We start from the raw sequence: 16,100 nt of genomic DNA on the forward strand, positions 1-16,100 counted from the left end.
CCTCAGTTACGCCTGGGTGAGGATCCCCGAGATGAAGCGAGCGCTGCGGTCGAGGGCGGCCTCGGCCTCGGGAATGATGGGAACGCTCAGGACATACACGTGGAAGCCGCCCGGCTCCACGCGCAGACGCACGTCCACGCCAGCACGGGCGGCCTTGCGCGCAAACTCAATGACGTCGGGGCCGAGGATGTCCGCGTCCCCCTGGAAAATGCGCATCGGCGGCAGGCCCGACGGGTCGCCGTACAGGGGGCTCACGCGCCAGTCGGCCGGATCCAGGTTGCCAGCCCACGCGCGACCCGCCCACACCAGCCCGGGCACGCGCAGGATCTTGTCGCGATGCTGTACCTCCTCGATCGCCGGGTTCGTCATGGTGACGTCCACCCACGGCGCATACAGGACGAGGCCGTCCACCTGTCGATTACCCGCATCACGCCGCTGCATGGCGAGGGAGACCGCTAGGCCGCCGCCCGCCGAGTCGCCAAAGAGGATGACGCGGCCGAACTCCGCCTGGGCCTCGTCGATGATGGGCTGGACAAAGTCGAACGCTTCCGCCGCAGTATGGTTGGGGGCGAGCGGATAGTCCGGAATAATAACGGGCAGCCCGGTGCGGTCGATGAGGCCCTCGACAATCCCCCACTGGCCAGCGACCATCGGGTACGCATACGCTCCACCATGCAGATAGATGAGCACACCGCCCGAGCGCAGGCCCCGCTTCGGGAACACGCGGGTCACGCCGTTGCCGCTCGTCGCTGTGAAACGCGCTCGCATCGACGCGGGCATCGGGTGGGGCTGTGGGGCGTGGAGCGCCATCTGCTCAGTCGCTGCCTCGCTGTGCAGCAACGGAGGCACAAGCCCCATACAGAAGTGGACAACGCGCATCTGGAGGGACATGGAGCCTCTTTCGCTCTTTCGGATCGACAAACGGTTTCTGTTCGCATCGGGACGCACCCGCGCGCCAACAGGTACCAGGATACGCCGCGAGAGTGGTTCGTTTCTCACTGCGAGTGTTCATCGTGGCTATCGGGAGGAAACACCAGTGGTGGTAGGTACCGGTGGCTGACGGCTGTATCTGCTCGCCGCCGGAATCTGGCGAGAGCCCATCGGACGAACCTACTACGCGGATAGGTTATGACGATGCGGATAGCTTATTAACCTATCCACATGTGAATAACCTATCCGTACACGGACAACCTATCCGCATGCGCGCGGCCCAAGCATGATCAGCAGCCTATGAGCACACCGCACACCGTTGTCCAGCGCTGTAGGAACGCAAATCCAGCGGCGCACACCCCCAGACGCCACGCGCGCCTCGCGCAACGGCACCTGGCCCAGCCAGCGGCGCGTAAACAACGCGCATACAAAACGCGTAGACACCGCGCAAACAAAACGCGCCCGGACCATCCGGTCCGGGCGCGCAACGTATTCGGCTCAGGCGTTAGGACGCTTGCCGTGGTTCGCGCCGTGCTTACGACGATCGCGACGCTTACGACCCCGCTTCGACATGTCATTCTCCTTGGGTTTGTTGTCTAGACTGAAGCATTTTTGCACACATTGACCCAAACCACCAAGGCACAGGCGGTTCCCGGCGACGAAGGTCACCCAAAAAACGGGTCGTTCACCAGGCTTCGTCGATGCGCGAGCCGATACGCGGGTTGGCACGCGAATGGGCGCCGACGACGCGACCAAGCGGGTAACATCCCCGCGCAAGGTTCAACGCCAGCTGACGGACACGCTCGTAATGGAGGCGACGACGCGGGCGCGCAGGGCATCCGATGCCTGTTCGGACTCGTAGCAGCCGCGCATGAGGGCGCGCACGTGGCGTTCGGCGTCCAGGGCGTCGGAGCAGTGCTCGCAGGTGGCGACGTGCTGGATCATGAGGGCGCGGGCGCGCGCGTCGGGGCCGGGCACGGACCCGGCGTCGATGAGGCCGCTGCGGCGGTCGCATTCCTCGCAGTCAATCAGTTCGTACAGGGCGTCGAGGACGTCCTGGCAGGTGACGCGCGTGTTCACTTGGCTCCTCCGATCCCGTATTCCGCGGCGACGTCGGCCAGTGCGGAGCGCAGGTTCTTGCGCGCCCGGTTCAGTCGGCTCATGACGGTCCCCATGGGAACTCCTAGTTCTTCGGCGATTTCCTTGTAGCTCATACCTTCAACGTCAGCCATGAGGACAACCATCCGGTGTTCCTCTGAGAGCGAATCGAGGGCGTCGCGCAGCTGCGTGGAGGGCAGCGCCTCGAGGGCTTCGACTTCGGCGGATTTGAGGCCGACCTCCGCGTGGGAGGCGGCGTCGGCGAGCTGCCAGTCCTCGACGGTGTCGCTGGAGGCACGCTTGGGCGAACGCTGTTCCTTGCGGTAGCCGGTGATGTAGGTGTTCGTCAGGATTCGATACAGCCAGGCCTTGATGTTGGTGCCGGGCTTGTACTGGTGGAACTTTTGGTAGGCCTTGAGGTACGTCTCCTGGACCAGGTCCTCCGCGTCGGCTCGGTTGCGGGTCATACCCAGGGCCGCGCCGAACAGTTGGTTCATGAGGGGCATCGCTTCGTCCATGAAGCGCGCCTGGAGCGTCGCGTCGTCCGGGGTCGACGAGGCCGGGGCAGGCTCGGGCGCCTGCGCCGCTGGTTGGGGGGTTGTTGCATCCATCGCCTTCCAGCGTAGTCGCGCGCGGTCGGGGCGCGGCTGCGAGTGGTCGGTGGGAGCTCATACTGAGGGCAACGCCTCAGATGCGCCTTTATTCCACAACCACCCACATCTGTGTGTTGCACCACTTTCAGGCCGGTGTTTGGGAGCGTCAGGGCCGTTCGGCTTCCCCCTGGGGCAAAGGTGTCGAAGAATAGGGGTATGAATCTGCTGCGCGTTGTTGCCCGTCCCCTGCTCGCCGCCCCGTTCATCGCCGACGGGGTTGATGCCCTCATGCATCCGCGTTTCCATGTGGAGCGCGCCGCGGGCGTTCGTCCCCTCATCGATAAGGCAACCGACGCGGTTGGCCTGGAGCCGCTGACGGACCAGCAGCTGGCCGTCGCGACCCGCGTGACGGGAGCGGTCACGGTCGTCGCGGGTCTGCGTTTCGCGCTGGGGCGCAAGCCCCGCGTGGCTGCCCTGACTCTCGCCGCAATCGGCGCGCCGATGGCCCTCGTCAATGCACCTCTGCCGGGCACGACGCGCGGCCTGTCGAAGGAGCAGATCAAGCGTCGCCGCTACCGCACGCTCAACAAGGCGGGTCTGGCCGCCGGCGTTCTTCTCGCGTCGACGGATCGTGTCGGCCAGCCGTCGGCTCTCGTTGCGCGTTCGATGCGCCGCGATCAGCGCCGCGCGATCGCTGCGGCTGAGGCCGCGGTCGTGGAGCGTCTGAGCGGCTCCGCTTCGTGAGCGCGCCCTGGCCCGCTCCCCTGGCCCCCTTTCCCGTGGATGCCACGGTCGAGGTGCCGGGTTCTAAGTCGATCACGGCACGCGCCCTGTACCTGGCGGCCGTCGCTGATTCTCCCTCCGTCATCAGAGGTGCCCTGGATGCGCGCGACACTCGTCTGTTTGCGGCAGCCTTGGAGGTGATGGGCGCGCGCGTCGAGGACGAGGGCGCGGGCACCCTGCGCGTCACCCCGATGTCGCTGCCGCCCCGAGGCGGTCGCATCGAGTGTGGACTGGCCGGAACGGTCATGCGTTTCCTGCCGCCCCTCGCTGCCCTGTCCCCCGAGGAGACGCTTTTCGATGGGGACGAGCAGGCCTACGCACGCCCGCTCGGCCCGCTCCTGGACGCCCTGGTGCGCATGGGCGCGACCGTCACCTATCACGGGGAGCGCGGGCACCTGCCTTTCACGATTCATGGCCCGATCCACACGCCGCTGGGCGCGCAGGCGTGGGTGGATTCCTCGTCCTCTTCGCAGTTCCTGTCCGCGCTGCTTCTGGTCTCTCCCCTCGTGGGCGATCCCCTGTTCGTGTCGGCTCCGGGCATCGTCCCGTCGATGCCGCACGTGGAGATGACGCTGGCTTCCTTGGCGGGCGCAGGTATCGACCTGGAGGTCGTGGACGAGGGCCGCGCGGATCTCTCGACCTGGCACATCTTCCCGTCGCGCCCCATCGGCGGCGACATCACCGTCGAGCCGGACCTGTCCAACGCTGGCCCCTTCCTGGCGGCCGCGATGGTGACGGGTGGGCGCGTGCGGATCCCGGCGTGGCCGGGGGCGACGACGCAGGCGGGCGACGCCTGGCGCGCGCTGCTGGGACACATGGGCGCGACCATCACGCTGGACGAGGAGGGCCTGACCCTGACGGGTCCCGGTGCCGGCAACTACCCGGGTATCAAGGCGACCATGGCCGAGGTCGGCGAGCTCACCCCGACCCTGGCCGCGATCTGCGCCTATGCCTCGAGTCCCTCGCACCTGAGCGGCATCGCGCACCTGCGCGGACACGAGACCGACCGCCTAGCGGCACTGGTCGCCGAGATCAACCGCGCGGGCGGGCAGGCCGAAGAGACCGAGGACGGACTGATCATCACGCCGCACCCGCTCCACGCCGCACAGATCCGCTCGTACGCGGATCACCGTATGGCGACCTTCGGCGCGATCCTGGGCCTCATCACGCCCGGCATCACGGTCGACGACATCGCCTGCACCTCGAAGACGCTGCCGACCTTCGAGGCCATGTGGGCCTCGCTCGTGAGCGAAAACGGTCAGGGAAGCACCCAGGCTGCCCCGGCCTCGTCGATCGAGGAGGAGGAGTGATGGCCCGCCGCGACACTGGAACCGACGACCCACGCGTGCGCGTACGCGCCGGCAAGGGCTCACGCCCCCGCACGAAAGACCGGCCCGACTGGTCCTCCAAGCCGCTGGGCCGCGTCATCGGCATCGACCGCGGCCGCTACCAGGTGAGCCTGGAGGCGGACGGCACCCGTGTGGTCGCCGTGCGCGCCCGCGAGCTGGGGCGCGGCTCCGTCATCATGGGCGACCGCGTGCGCCTGACCGGCGACCTGTCCGGGCGCCCTGACACGCTCGCGCGCATCGTCGCCGTCGAGGAACGCTCCTCGGTGCTGCGCCGTTCCCTTGAGGACGCGCCGGATCAGCGCGGCGAGAAGGCGATTGTCGCGAACGCGGACACCATGTGCATCGTCGTGGCGCTGGCGGATCCGCCGCCGCGCACCGGAATGATCGACCGCTGCCTGGTCGCCGCCTACGAGGCGGGCCTGTCCCCGATCCTCGTCCTGACGAAGGCGGACCTGGCCAGCGCGGACGAGCTGATCGCCGCCTACCAGGACTTTGACGTACGCGTGGTGCTCACGAGCGCCGAGGCCGGGGAGGCCGACCCGGGTATCGCGAAGCTGCGGGACCTCCTGACCGGCCACTGGTCGGTGCTCGTCGGGCATTCGGGGGTCGGAAAGTCCACGCTCATCAACCTCCTGGTACCGGGCGCGGGCCGCGCGACGGGGCACGTCAACGAGGTCACGGGGCGCGGGCGCCACACGTCGACCTCCTCAGAGGCCTTCGAGCTGGCAGAGGGCGGCTGGATCGTGGATACGCCCGGCGTGCGCTCCTTCGGCCTGGGGCACGTGAGCGTCGCCGACGTGCTGGGAGTTTTCCCAGACGTCGCCGAGGCCGCCGCGTGGTGCCTGCCGTTGTGCTCACACGACGAGGAAGAGCCCTCGTGTGCGCTTGACGCTTACGCGCGCGCGACCGGTCCTTTCGCCCTCGACGAGGCCGAGGAGGGTGACGCGGATCGGGTGTGCTCCGAGCGCGCTTCCCGCGTGGCGTCGGTGCGCAGGCTCCTCGAGGCCGTGGCGACGGCGGAGGCCGCCAGCAAGGCGGCCCGGTAGACAAAAGTGGGCACTAAAAGTGCTTGACAGCGCCCCCCTCGCGTGGACAATGAGGGTATAGCGATGGTCGCTACACATGATTACAAGGATGTGATCACTATGAAACTGCCGTCAAAGCTATCGCAGCCTGCGTCTGCACTGCATTCTTGTCAGTCGGCACGACCCTTCCCACACAAGCTGCCGGTCGATTAACGATTCTCCCAACGGGCGAAACGACAGTCGAGGAGACCGAATCGGCCGAGGAAGCCAACGCTGCCAGCGTTGTTGCCGCTGCTCTCATTGCAATGAGGTTTGGGTACGACGCTGCATTTAATGAGGGAGTTAACCAGGCCAGCACCGGCGGCCTCACATGGAGCGAGTGGCAGGGCGCCAAGGGCTGGAGAATCTACTACGCAGCCAACACTATCGGCCTCCTCGGAACCGCCGGATACCTTGGTTTCCGTCACGGGTTCACGAAGGAGTGTTGGTCTCACTACTCCTGCTACGCGCACTAGCGCCAGCTACAAGCAGCTCAACTCTCGAGGAGGAAAGAGAGATGCAACAGTTTCAACCAGCCCCAGTCGGCGCTCCCGATGCAATGCCGACAGCCACAGACAGAGCGCTGCGCGCAGTGTTTGCCTCCATTTTTTTCGCGATCACCATCGCATCCATCGCGTTTTCCATCGCAGCGTCAGGGAGGCCTTCACGCGAACTGACGACCGCCATGTGCGCGGCACTTGCTGCCTGGCAAATGGCAGGCTATTCACGCTCGTGCGCACGAACAACCTCGCGGCTGCGGCCTCGCGCGCTCGAATGGACAGGAATCGCGTGCGCGATTATCTCAATAGGGGCAGCAGTGACGAGTGTGATCACCAGCAACGGTGGCGGTTACGACTATTTCTCGATTCCCTCGCGAGTCGCGAATGGTGCCCTGCTCGGCACACTCTGTTGCCTCATAGCGCTGCTCGTGCTCAAGTACCGAACCCGAGACATCCACGCGTAAACCGCGACACGCCAGTAGCGCACTGGTTCTAATCGAACGTTGGAAGCTGTGCGCAAAGCTACGCGTCACAAAACGCGAGGGGGTCGTATCCATACTGCAAGCTGGATACGGCCCCCTCGCCTCGGATTTTCCATCTTATCTTTTGCGATTGACGAGGCCGGGGATGAGGATGCGGATCAGGTGCGCTCCGAGCGCGCTTCCCGCGTGACGTCGGTGCGCAGGCTCCTCGAGGCCGTGGCGACGGCGGAGGCCGCCAGCAAGGCGGCTCGGTAAGCAAAAATGTGTGCCGAAAGGCCTTGACAGCGCTCCCCCTGCGTGGACAATGAGGATATAGCGATGGTCGCTATCTCTGGTTCACAAGGTCGTGATCGCTATGTCCACCATTGAGTCTCTCTTTATCGGCAACACTGCGGGGCTTTCGCGTGTCGACAAGGCCCTCCGCTACTTCTTCTTCGCGCTGTTGATCGGCACGATCGTCTATTCGATCGGCGGGACCTTCTTCGGGAGGGACAACCGCCTGCATGACTACGGGCTCGCCGACGCTGCGTTGCTCCTCGCTGTCTGCATCCCTGGCTATTCGCGTCACATTCCTGGCGCACACCGGGCACTTCGGGCCTGCGAGTGGGCGGTGATGGCTTGTTCCCTCGTATGTACCGCCACTGTCATCGTCGGTGACGTCACGGACCACGGAGTCCGCCCCGACCCCTACAACATGCCATGGAACGTCGCCATGGGCGCTGCGCTTGTAGCCTTCTGCTTCTATACGATTCTCCTCGTCTCCAAGGAGCGTGCACGCCGACGCGGGCTTCTTCCCCCCGCCCATTGACGGCACCGTGCAGCGCGGCCCCGCCCGTCGGGAGTGAGTCAGCGCTGGAAGCGGCGCACGAAGTTTTGTAGCACGAGGCGCGAGGGGGCCGTGTCCACGGTCGCGACCTGGGCGCGGATGGCCTCGGCCTTCTCGGCCGGGTAGTAGCGGCCCGCGTACTGGTCGATGCGCACGTTGACGCCCTCGAGGTCCATCTCGGGGTGGAACTGGGTCGCCCACGCGGCCTCGCCGACGCGCACCATCTGGATCGGGGTGTCGTCACCGGCCAGGAGGACCTGCATGCCGGGGGCCAGCTCGCGCACGGCCTCGTGGTGGCCGACGTAGGAATGGAAGCGGTCAGGCGTGCCCTCCAGGAGCGGGTCGTCGCGGCCCGCGTCGGTCTTCGTCAGCGCGATGCCACTAATTTCCTCGCCGTGGTGGGTGTCGATGACGCCACCCAGGTGCAGGGTGAGGGTGCCCAGCCCGTAGCACAGGCCCAGGATCGGGAAGGATTCGCCCAGCGCCCGGTCGTAGAAGGAACGCAGCCAGGCCTCGGCGCGCACCTGGCGTTCTTCCTTCAGGTGGTCGTCGGCGTTCGCGTCCCACGGGGAGCCGCACACGAAGGCACCCGAGTATTCGGACAGGTCGAGGTCGGGCAGTTCCCTCTCCATGCGTACCTGTCGCACCTGGTCGGGCCTCAGTCCCGAGAAGCGAGGCAGGTCGGCGCTCTCCGCGGCAAGGACGGGGCCGTCGTCGCGGGAGGTCAGCATGAGGAAGGGCTTGGTCATAGCTCCATGCTATCGACTACCTGCGCTCATGCAGAAGGTGTCCGCTCTCCAAGCGTGTGTGACGGACGCAGATGTGGGCGCCCTCTGCCACACTGGGAGCATGTTGATTCTGCACACCTCCGACTGGCACCTGGGGCGCACACTGCACGGCGCGTCCCTGGGAGACAGTGCGGACGCGTTCATCGAGTGGCTGGTCGCCCTGGTGCGTGAGCGCGGCGTGGACGCCGTGCTCATCTCGGGCGACGTGTTTGACCGCGCGGTTCCGCCCGTGGACGCGCTCGCGCGGATGCGTCGCGCTCTGCGCGAGCTGACGGAGATCACGACGGTCATCCTGACGTCGGGGAACCACGACGGGGCGGCACGCCTGGGGCTGTTCGCCGACATGCTCACCCCCTCGCTACACGTGGTGACCGACCCCGAGGCGATCGGCACGCCCGTCGCGGCCGGGGGTGCTCTCATCTATCCAATGCCCTACCTGGAACCCGACCTCGTGCGCCAGAGCCTGTCGGACCTGCCCCCTCAGGGGGATGCAGGGTTGCCCGCTCCCCTGCCCCGCTCCCATCAGGCGGTTCTGGCGGCAGCGCTGCGCCGCGTGCGCGCGGACCTGTCGGCTCGCCGGGACGCGGGCGACGAGCGCCCGGCCATCGCGATGCCGCACGCCTTCGTGACGGGTGCCCAGGCCTCGGACTCCGAGCGCGACATCCAGGTCGGCGGCGTGCCCTCCGTGTCGGCGGACCTATTCGACACGCTCGGGGGTGAGCAGCCCCTTGCCCACGGCCTGGACTACGTGGCCGCCGGGCACCTGCACCGCCCGCAGAACATCTCGGGCGCATCCGTCCCGATCCGCTACGCGGGCTCCCCCATCGCGTATTCCTTCTCCGAGGCCGGGGCCACCAAGTCCGTCACCCTCGTGACCACGGACGACACGTCGGTGACCGACATTGAGGTGGTGCCCATCCCGACGCTGCGGGGCATCGCCGTGCTCGAGGGAACCATGGAGGAGCTGCTCACGGATCCCGACGAGGCCGCCACGGCCTCGTACGTGTCGATCACGGTCACGGACGACGCGCGCCCCGAGCGCATGGTGCCGCGTATCCGCGAGGTCTACCCGCATGCCCTCGTCGTCGTGCACCGCCCCTGCCAGGCGCCCACGCTCGCGCCTGCGATGACCGTGCGCGCCTCGCGGGATCCGCGCGAGGTGACGGAGGAGTTTTACGAGGCCGTGGGCGGGCGGTCGCTGAACGTTCAGGAGCGCGAGCTGGCCCTGGACGTGTGGGCTGGGCTTCGAGGAAAGGACATGCAGTGAAGATTCGGTGGCTGCGTATCACGGGCATCGGCCCCTTCACAGGGACACACACGGTCGACTTTTCGGCCTTCGAGGACTCGGGCCTGTTTCTGCTGGATGGCCCCACGGGCGCGGGAAAGTCCACACTCATCGACGCGATCACCTTCGCCCTCTACGGGGACGTGGCGCGCACGAAGGACGCATCGAAGGACCGCCTGCGTTCCAATCACATCTCGGATTCGGATCCGTCGGAGGCGGACCTGGTGTTCGAGGTGGCGACGGGCATCTACCGCGTGACGCGCACTCCCGCGTACACGCCGGCGGGCAAGAAGTCGCAGCGCAATTCGAAGTCGACGCTGACGCGGGTCGTGGAGGATCCGGACGCGCCGGACGGGTGGCGCACGGTGGAGCCGATCGCGTCGGGGCCACGCGACGTGGGCTTTGAGATTCCGCGCATTGTCGGTCTGGATAAGGACCAGTTCCTGCAGACGATCGTGCTCCCGCAGGGCAAGTTCTCTCAGTTCCTCAACGCCACGTCGGATGCTCGCGAACAGATCTTGCGCGACATTTTCGACACGCAGATCTACGTGGATTTCACGAAGGCCCTCGTCGATGCGGCTGCCTCGTCGAAGCGCGGCATCGAGGAGCGGCGCGTGGCTGCCGTTAGCGCTTTCGAGCGCGTGCGGGCGTTGGATGACGCCCTGAGCGAGGATGCGCACGCGGATGCCCCCGGCTCGGAGAAGCGCGCAGCCGAGGACGAGGAGGCCGCTCAGCTGGACGCGGGTGCGGAAGATGCCAGCGCGGTGAGGCGATGGGCACAGGATGCGTGTGATCGCGCGCGAGAGGCGCACGCGCAGACCCTGCGCGTCGCCGAGGTGGCCACAGCGGCCGCACGGGAGGCTTCCCGCGCCCTGTCCGAGGGGCGCGCCCTGGCTGAGGCCCAGGCCGAGCACGCGCGCCTGAGCGCGAAACTCACCGAGCTCACCGCGGCGGAGGAAGCGGTCGCATCCGACCGCGAGCGCGCGCGCCAAGCCCGCCGGGCCCTGGCCGTGGCGCCTTTTGACGCGGCCGTCACCGAGGCCTCGGCGCGCCTGGAGTCCGCCGGAGACCAGGTCACGGCTCTGTCCCCCGCTCTCGGAGACGAGGCCTCGGCCGCCCCGGAATCCCTCACGCCCGAGGCCGTCTCTGCTCTCGGCGAGCGGGCGCAGGCCCAGCGCGACGAAGCATCGCGAACGAGGGGTTCCCTGGAAGAGGCTCTCGCCCTTGAGCGCTCACTGCCTGACCTACGCGCGCAGATCGAGTCGCTGCGCTCCCGCCACGAGCAGGCATTGGCGCGCATCGCGTCGATCGAGACCGAGCGCGAGGCGTTGCCCGAGCGCATCGAGCAGGCCACCGAGTCCCTGCGTCGCATGCGAGCGGACGCCGACACGCTGCCTGAGGCTGCATCCACGCTGCGCGCCCTCAACGAGCGTCTCGATGCCTCCATGCAGGCGGACCTGCTGCGCTCGGCCCTCCTCGGCGCGTCGGACGAGCTGCGCGAGGCAACCGTCGCCGCGAAACTCGCGAATGCCGCGGCGGCGGACGGGCACGACCTGTGGATCGCGCAGAGTGCCTCGGCGCTCGCACGTGAGCTCAAGGAGGACACGCCCTGTCCCGTATGCGGGTCGGCGGAGCACCCCAGCCCGGCGCCTGCCACCCATGGGGAGATCACGCGCGAGCAGGTCGCCGAGCTCGACCAGGCGCGCGACCGCGCGGAGAACGCGCTGCGCGACGCGCAGGCGCGCCACCAGGACCTCGTGCGCCGTATCGCCCAGCTCAACGAGGTGGCCGGCGCCCCGACACCGACGCTCGAGACCGAGCGGGATCGGGCCGCCGACATCGTCGCGAAGCTTGAGGCCCTCAGCCCTCAGATTGCCGAGATCGAGGCGGCCCTGGGGCAGGAACGCGTGCGTCTGGGCGGCCTGACGGACAGCCTCGCGAGTGCGCGCGAGGCCGCCGCGTCCCTCGCGTCCACACTCCAGGAGCGCGAGTCGGCGCTGAGTGCAGCCCTGACCCGCGTGGACACCGAGCGCGCCGACTTCGTGTCCCTCGGTGAGCGCGCCGCAGCCCTGGATGAGCGGGCGCACCGGACGGCCTTGCTAGCCAGAGCCTGCGCCGATTGGGACAGTGCCCGCGCTGCGCACGTGAAGGCGCAACACTCCCTCGCGGAGGCGCTGGAGGAACAGAGGCTCGAATCCAATTCCTGGCGGTCCCTCCTCCTCCCGCTTCCCGAGGTCGAGGCGCTTGAGGCGCGCGCGGCGGCTCACGACAAGGAGCTCTTCGCGGTGCGTGAGGCCCTCGCCTCCGAGCGCCTGACCCACGCGGCAGCAGCGCCCGCGCCGGACCTCGAGGCTCTCACTGAAACCGCCCGCAAAGCCGAGGCGGACGCAGCCGGCGCCGCCCGGGCCTCGGGAGTCCTGGAGCAGCACTGCGCGCAGCTGGATGCGGCCCAAGCATCCCTCGAGGAGGCGCTGGACGCGCTCGCACGCGCCCGTGAGCAGGCGGGTCCGATCCGACGACTGGCCGACATTGCGACGGCCTCCGGGCCAGAGAACCTGGCGTCCACTCCCCTGTCGGCGTGGGTGCTCATCGCGCGCCTCGAGGAGGTGCTGGCGGCCGCGAACCCGCGCCTGGCAGCGATCTCGTCGGGCCGCTACGAGCTCGCCTCCGTCCCCGACGACGGCACCGCCTCGCGCAAGTCCGGGCTGGGCCTGGCGATCATCGACCATGACACGGACGCGATGCGCAGCCCACGCACCCTGTCGGGCGGGGAAACGTTCTACACGTCCCTCGCGTTGGCCCTGGGCCTCGCGGACGTCGTCTCAGCAGAGGCCGGGGGCGTCGAGCTGCGCACGATGTTCATCGACGAGGGCTTCGGGTCGCTGGACTCGCACACGCTCAGCCTCGTGATGGCCCAGCTTCAGGCGCTACGCAGCGCTGGACGCACGGTCGGCGTCATCTCGCACGTCGAGGAGATGGCGACCCAGATTGCGGACCAGATCCAGGTACGGCCGCTACCGGAAGGAGGATCGACCCTGAGCGTGCGCGCTTAAGCGTCAGCCCTTGTGCAGCGCCAGGACCGCGGGGCGCTCGGAGCGGTCAAACCAGGCGAGGAAGGACTCCCACAGGGTGGCCACGGCCTCGTCGGCTTCCTCCTGCGTCTCGGCGCTCAGCACGGCCTCCACCGCGGGCGCAGCGTCGGGCAGGTCCGCGAGGATCGCCGCCACGTCCGACCAGGTGTATTCGAAGGCCGCGGCCTCGAAAATGTGAGGCTCGATCTGCTCGCCGGGGGCAAGCGTCGTCGAGGTGGGTGTGTCGACGGCCAGGACGACACGCGCTGTCCCGGCCCCCTCCGTCTCGCGCGCCAGCTCGAGGGAGGACAGTGCCGCCTCGGTGATGGCATCATCCTCGAGGACCTCAATGTCCTCCCCGCTCATGGCGGCCTCGGGCACGCACAGGACGCCGCTGCGCACGGGCGGCAGCGGAACGGACAGGTCGGACAGGACGGCGGGAACGTAGACGCGCATGCTCACAGTGTAGGCATCCACTGCGCGACAATCGCCTCCAACTCGTCGGAGGCCTTGCAATGCGTGCCGCTTTCCCCCAACGCTTTGCCGCGTAGGGCAGCGCGCTGCACGCCCGCATCTTCGCTGACAACGTGGAAGACCTGTTCGGGCATGAAGGCGCCGATCGCGTCCTGCAGGGATGCGACGGGGCGCGCTCCGATCGCATCCGTACTGACGCGGTTGACGATGAGGGTGATCGGGCAATCGACACCGTGTTCGGCCCACCAGCTGGCCAGGAAGGAGAGGCGGTTGATGCCGACGATGTCCCCACGCGCGACGATCACAAGCCGGTCGACGCGCTCGAGCACCCCAAGCGCGGCATCGTCCCTGCTGGCCCCGCGGCTGGATTTTTCGAGGGACGTGGAGGCGATATCAACGACGCTGTAGCGGGCACTCAGTCGCAGGGCTCCGATGATCGATTCGATGCTCGGACGGCTCACTTCGCGCCACCGGTGCCCGGTGACCAGGCCGGTGATGACGCGCAACCCCTCGGATCGCTGGACCGCAGCGGACTGGACGTCCTGGGGCGTGAGCGGCCCACGCGAGGCGGTGCGTGCCAAGATGGACAGGCCCGAGGCCTGGACGGGCACTCCGAGAAGGTGCGCAATCGTCGGGTTCGCGGTGTCCGCGTCGACGAGGAGCGTCGGCGCAGTGCGCGCAAGGATCGTCGCGATACCCGCAGCGAGGGTCGTGCGCCCGGGCGCTCCGCTGGTCCCCCACACCGCGATGACCGTGCCCGGGGACGAGGGCGGTGGAGGTGGCGGGGGTTGTACATCCGCGATGGAGGACTGGAGGCGAACGTTACGTGTCGCCGCTATCAGCGAATTGACGACCTGTTCGGGGCTGCCGGGAGCTGCGACCGAGGCGACGCCGAGGGAGACAAGCCGAGCCCTGAGCGCATGCGAGCCAAGCGCAACGACCGCCATGCCGCACGAGCGCAGCGCATCCACGGCCTCGGCCGTCAGGTCGGGGTCGGCGCCGTCGATGACTGCCAGGTCCGCGACCCCCGCGCGGCCGGCAGCAATGACCTCAGCGAGGTCCGCGCAGCGACGAACGATCGCGAGGGTCTCCCCATGGCGTTGTATTGCCTGGATAAGGGGTGCTTCGTATCGCTGATCGGCGAGGATAACAACCCCGTGAACGGTACTCATGGCGCACCAACGGGCACGGCAGCGAGGCCATCCGTTGAGCTCTGAGCGGCCAGCAGGACGGGCAGCGACGAAGAGTTCGCCAGGATCTCGATGCGCGTTCCCCTCCTCGTTTGAGACGAGGAGGATGCTTCTATCGCGCGCACGAAGGTAAAGGATCCCTCGATTTCGTGTGCCTGCTCCGCCCCCTGGGCCTGCGTGCGCGTGGGAACCGTCCACAGCTGGATCCTGGTACCGTCGGCCACCCCGTCGGGCAGGCCGGTTGTCACGGTCACCGCGAGACGCACCGTCTGGTCGCCGCCCTCCGATGCGCTCTGCGCGATATCGGAGCGCATGATGATCTGACCGGGCACGAGCTGGCGCGTCGCAATGGATCCCATGGGCGCCTCGGACGTGGGCGCATAGACGGAACCATCCACGCGGAGGTCGGTTTCTCGCACATTCTCGGCCGTGATGGCTTCACCGGGCGCGATCGTACTCGTCACGGTGTAGACACGGGATCCGCCCCGAAGGAAGCCGCTGAGGACACTGAAAGCGATCACGGACGCGATGACGAGGACCACTCCGATAATGAATCGGCGGTCTATCTTGCCGGGGGCGCGCGCCGGAATCGACACTGAAGCTGAGACGCGTTTCACTCTTCTATGATGCACGATCGACCGGAAAAGCGGTAGGTTGCCGACTATTCATCAGAACCAACCGAGCACATCGGTCATATGTCGGACAAAAAATTGCCGACTCAAACCAATCAAACGAAGCAATCTCAACTGATAGCATGTTGCCATGGCAACACGATTCCTCACTCTCGCTGATGTCGCCGAGACCCTGAATCTCACGATGTCAGCCACCCGCGCCCTCGTTTCCTCCGGCGAGCTCCCGGCCATCCAGGTCGGCGGCAAGCACGTGTGGAGGATCGAAGAATCGGTCCTGGAGCAGTTCATTCAGGACCAATACGTCGCGACGCGCGAGCGTCAGAAGGCGGAAAACGCTCAGTAATCGGTCGACCATCGCTGGCCGAGCACGCGGAGTCGACGAAGCCCCGCAAGCGCCAGCGAGACGACCATTTCTTCCTGTTCATCGCGGCCGTCATAGCTGATGGCCGTTCCACTGAGGGCGACATCGACGTGGTCCGCATAGACCGCGTCGATGATCCCCCTGTGGTCTCCTCCGTCGGATTCGATGGCGACGCCGACGCCCCGTGCGCTCAGCTCGCGCAGAACGTGCCCAACGCCAATCCCACCCCTGATTGACGACTCGCGAGCCACGCTACGCCCGAGCGGCCAGGCACCGACGACGGCGGACAGCATGACGAGGCTATCTCCCCCTTCGCCGCGCAGGAGCACCCACGTGCGAGTCGAGTCAAGAACCTGCCCCGACACCACGTGCCCGCCGCGCAGCGCGAGGGTGACAACGCCCACCGCGCCAGCCAATCGCGCCGAGAGGGTGACGGATGCGCGCTCCGCATCCGTCAGCTCATCAATGAGATCTTCTAGGTCGCGCACGCGCTCCTCGTCGAAGCGCGACTCCAGCTCGGCCATGAATGCTGACATGTCCATTCCCCAACGATGCCACATCCCAGCTCAAAGCGCCGCACATCACATTTTGATCTTATTATTCCAAACGTATTGACACGAACCAATAAGAAGCGGATAGTTATCTGCACCGAATCCGTCTCACTCGATGAAGAG

The 16,100-nt window shown here is 67.3% G+C and carries 16 protein-coding genes; 7 read left to right on the plus strand and 9 right to left on the minus strand.

Annotated features, from left to right (window positions below):
- Positions 1 to 6: 6 nt before the first annotated feature.
- The 4 genes from HMPREF1478_RS06875 to HMPREF1478_RS06885 all read right to left on the minus strand — a co-directional run bounded on the left by HMPREF1478_RS06875 (position 7) and on the right by HMPREF1478_RS06885 (position 2,639).
- Positions 7 to 891 carry an alpha/beta hydrolase gene (locus HMPREF1478_RS06875; protein WP_016461354.1) on the minus strand — a complete coding sequence of 295 codons (885 nt, stop codon included), beginning with the start codon at positions 889 to 891 and terminating at the stop codon, positions 7 to 9.
- A 537-nt stretch (positions 892 to 1,428) separates the two neighbouring features.
- Positions 1,429 to 1,503 (minus strand): 50S ribosomal protein bL37, encoded by a 75-nt coding sequence (locus tag HMPREF1478_RS11040; RefSeq protein WP_106406425.1) that lies wholly within the window; start codon positions 1,501 to 1,503, stop codon positions 1,429 to 1,431.
- Positions 1,504 to 1,710: 207 nt separating this feature from the next.
- Positions 1,711 to 2,010 carry a TIGR02949 family anti-sigma factor gene (locus HMPREF1478_RS06880; RefSeq protein ID WP_016461355.1) on the minus strand — a complete coding sequence of 100 codons (300 nt, stop codon included), beginning with the start codon at positions 2,008 to 2,010 and terminating at the stop codon, positions 1,711 to 1,713.
- Positions 2,007 to 2,639: a sigma-70 family RNA polymerase sigma factor gene (locus HMPREF1478_RS06885; RefSeq protein ID WP_016461356.1), complete on the minus strand. Its 633-nt coding sequence runs from the start codon at positions 2,637 to 2,639 to the stop codon at positions 2,007 to 2,009. Before HMPREF1478_RS06885 ends, HMPREF1478_RS06880 begins: the two co-directional genes overlap by 4 nt.
- A 198-nt stretch (positions 2,640 to 2,837) precedes the next feature.
- On the opposite strand from HMPREF1478_RS06885, the gene HMPREF1478_RS06890 reads away from it, so the two are divergent.
- The 4 genes from HMPREF1478_RS06890 (at position 2,838) to HMPREF1478_RS06905 (ending at position 7,607) form a co-directional block, all read left to right on the plus strand.
- Positions 2,838 to 3,365: a DoxX family membrane protein gene (locus HMPREF1478_RS06890; RefSeq protein WP_016461357.1), complete on the plus strand. Its 528-nt coding sequence runs from the start codon at positions 2,838 to 2,840 to the stop codon at positions 3,363 to 3,365.
- Positions 3,362 to 4,714 carry a 3-phosphoshikimate 1-carboxyvinyltransferase gene (gene aroA, locus HMPREF1478_RS06895; protein ID WP_016461358.1) on the plus strand — a complete coding sequence of 451 codons (1,353 nt, stop codon included), beginning with the start codon at positions 3,362 to 3,364 and terminating at the stop codon, positions 4,712 to 4,714. The genes HMPREF1478_RS06890 and aroA overlap by 4 nt, the downstream gene beginning before the upstream one ends.
- The gene (rsgA, locus tag HMPREF1478_RS06900) at positions 4,714 to 5,799 is read left to right on the plus strand and encodes a ribosome small subunit-dependent GTPase A (RefSeq protein WP_016461359.1); all 1,086 of its coding nucleotides are present in this window, start codon (positions 4,714 to 4,716) and stop codon (positions 5,797 to 5,799) included. Before aroA ends, rsgA begins: the two co-directional genes overlap by 1 nt.
- Before the next feature lie 1,355 nt (positions 5,800 to 7,154).
- The gene (locus tag HMPREF1478_RS06905; protein ID WP_016461362.1) at positions 7,155 to 7,607 is read left to right on the plus strand and encodes a hypothetical protein; all 453 of its coding nucleotides are present in this window, start codon (positions 7,155 to 7,157) and stop codon (positions 7,605 to 7,607) included.
- Positions 7,608 to 7,645: 38 nt separating this feature from the next.
- On the opposite strand, the gene HMPREF1478_RS06910 is transcribed toward HMPREF1478_RS06905, so the two are convergent.
- Positions 7,646 to 8,374 (minus strand): glutamine amidotransferase-related protein, encoded by a 729-nt coding sequence (locus HMPREF1478_RS06910; RefSeq protein ID WP_016461363.1) that lies wholly within the window; start codon positions 8,372 to 8,374, stop codon positions 7,646 to 7,648.
- A 100-nt stretch (positions 8,375 to 8,474) separates the two neighbouring features.
- Between HMPREF1478_RS06910 and HMPREF1478_RS06915 the strand changes: the two genes are divergently transcribed.
- Both HMPREF1478_RS06915 and HMPREF1478_RS06920 read left to right on the plus strand, forming a co-directional pair.
- Complete coding sequence (locus HMPREF1478_RS06915) at positions 8,475 to 9,680, plus strand: exonuclease SbcCD subunit D (protein ID WP_034475343.1); 1,206 nt, start codon at positions 8,475 to 8,477, stop codon at positions 9,678 to 9,680.
- Positions 9,677 to 12,751, plus strand: a complete 3,075-nt coding sequence (locus HMPREF1478_RS06920) for an AAA family ATPase (RefSeq protein ID WP_016461365.1) — start codon at positions 9,677 to 9,679, stop codon at positions 12,749 to 12,751. The genes HMPREF1478_RS06915 and HMPREF1478_RS06920 overlap by 4 nt, the downstream gene beginning before the upstream one ends.
- A 3-nt stretch (positions 12,752 to 12,754) precedes the next feature.
- Here the strand turns inward: HMPREF1478_RS06920 and HMPREF1478_RS06925 are convergent, their stop codons facing one another.
- The 3 genes from HMPREF1478_RS06925 to HMPREF1478_RS06935 are packed head-to-tail and all read right to left on the minus strand — an operon-like array spanning position 12,755 to position 15,050.
- The gene (locus HMPREF1478_RS06925) at positions 12,755 to 13,225 is read right to left on the minus strand and encodes a DUF6912 family protein (protein ID WP_034475475.1); all 471 of its coding nucleotides are present in this window, start codon (positions 13,223 to 13,225) and stop codon (positions 12,755 to 12,757) included.
- Positions 13,226 to 13,227: 2 nt separating this feature from the next.
- Positions 13,228 to 14,415, minus strand: coding sequence for a CpaE/TadZ family protein (locus tag HMPREF1478_RS06930; RefSeq protein ID WP_016461367.1), 1,188 nt, complete (start codon positions 14,413 to 14,415; stop codon positions 13,228 to 13,230).
- Complete coding sequence (locus HMPREF1478_RS06935) at positions 14,412 to 15,050, minus strand: SAF domain-containing protein (protein ID WP_232207443.1); 639 nt, start codon at positions 15,048 to 15,050, stop codon at positions 14,412 to 14,414. Before HMPREF1478_RS06935 ends, HMPREF1478_RS06930 begins: the two co-directional genes overlap by 4 nt.
- Before the next feature lie 145 nt (positions 15,051 to 15,195).
- Here HMPREF1478_RS06935 and HMPREF1478_RS06940 point away from each other — a divergent pair, with 145 nt between their 5' ends.
- Positions 15,196 to 15,408 carry a helix-turn-helix domain-containing protein gene (locus HMPREF1478_RS06940; protein WP_016461369.1) on the plus strand — a complete coding sequence of 71 codons (213 nt, stop codon included), beginning with the start codon at positions 15,196 to 15,198 and terminating at the stop codon, positions 15,406 to 15,408.
- Here HMPREF1478_RS06940 and HMPREF1478_RS06945 read toward each other — a convergent pair.
- Positions 15,402 to 15,968, minus strand: a complete 567-nt coding sequence (locus HMPREF1478_RS06945; protein WP_034475347.1) for a hypothetical protein — start codon at positions 15,966 to 15,968, stop codon at positions 15,402 to 15,404. The two genes, HMPREF1478_RS06940 and HMPREF1478_RS06945, sit on opposite strands and share 7 nt — an antisense overlap.
- Positions 15,969 to 16,100 lie beyond the last annotated feature (132 nt).

The organism is Actinomyces sp. HPA0247, from assembly GCA_000411415.1.
Classification (GTDB): domain Bacteria; phylum Actinomycetota; class Actinomycetes; order Actinomycetales; family Actinomycetaceae; genus Pauljensenia.